This window comes from Methylobacterium sp. B1 (genome assembly GCF_000333255.1).
Classification (GTDB): Bacteria; Pseudomonadota; Alphaproteobacteria; order Rhizobiales; family Beijerinckiaceae; genus Methylobacterium; species Methylobacterium fujisawaense.
The window spans coordinates 1-1016 of the sequence record NZ_BACT01000202.1 but is presented as its reverse complement, the minus strand read 5'-3'; the positions used below and the strand labels follow the sequence as shown (position 1 = coordinate 1016).

Below are 1016 nucleotides of genomic sequence, written 5' to 3'. Positions count from 1 at the left end.
GGCGGGGCCATGTCCTCGGTCATCCGCACCAGCGTGTCGGCGTGACGGGGCTCGACCTGCCGGCGGCGCTGCTCGTCGATGAAGGCGTTGTGCAGCACCGTCATCATCCAGGTGCGCAGATTGGTATTGGGCCCGAGCGTGCCCTGCATCTCCAGCGCCCGCACCAGGGTATCGTGCACGAGATCGTCGGCCCGCAGCGCGTCGCGGGTCAGCGAACGCGCGTAGCGCCGCAGGGGCACCATCAGGTCGAGGAGGTCCGGGCGCGTGTTCTTGTCCGATGCCATGGGATGTGAACGCGAGGCAGCGGCCATTTAATCCCGCCTGCCGGCCGGGTCTCGGATGTCAGGCCTGATCGAGGGCTGCCGCGATGCCCGAGATCACCCGCGGATCCGTCGGCTCGACCTGCGTGGCGAAGGCCGCCGCCAGGGTGCCGTCCCGGGCGATCAAGTACTTGTGAAAATTCCACCGCGGCGTCTCGGCCGGGCGCTCGGCCGCTGCCCAGCGGTAGAATGGGTGGGCGCCCGGCATCTTCACCCGGGTCTTGGCGGTGAGCGGAAAGGTGACGCCGTGATTCTTCCGGGCGGCCTCCGCGATGGCCGGGCCATCCAGCGGCTCTTGATTGCCGAAATCCGGCGAGGGCACGCCCAGGACCGTGAGCCCCCGGTCGCCGAACCGCGTCCAGAGCGTCTGGAGCCCGGAGAGTTGCCCGGCATAGCCGCAGGCCGTGGCGGTGTTGACCACCAGGATCGGCTTTCCCGCATAGGCCGAGAGCGGCATCGGCGCGCCCTCGGGCGTCTCGAAGGCGAAGTCCGTGGCCCGCATGGCCTCGGCGGCGCGGGCAGTGCCGGCAAGGCCGGCACCGATCAGGATGAGAGCCTCGCGGCGCAGCAGCGTCATGGCAGGTCTCCGGCTCGGGCGTCCCGCGGCCGCAACGGGCCCAGTCGGGCTGGGGATCACCTCATTGATATGCCTGCTGCAGGTCGACCGTACAGTCTCGGCCGACTGCGTCATAATTC

At 69.7% G+C, this 1016-nt stretch carries 2 protein-coding genes; both read right to left on the bottom strand.

The features are described 5' to 3' along the window. Positions 1-284: sigma factor (locus I53_RS05395; protein ID WP_043347526.1), on the bottom strand; the 284-nt coding region annotated here is incomplete at its 3' end. 58 nt (positions 285-342) lie between these two features. After that, entirely contained in the window at positions 343-897 is a 555-nt protein-coding gene (locus I53_RS05390) for a glutathione peroxidase (protein WP_043347523.1), read from the bottom strand. Positions 898-1016: the final 119 nt, after the last annotated feature.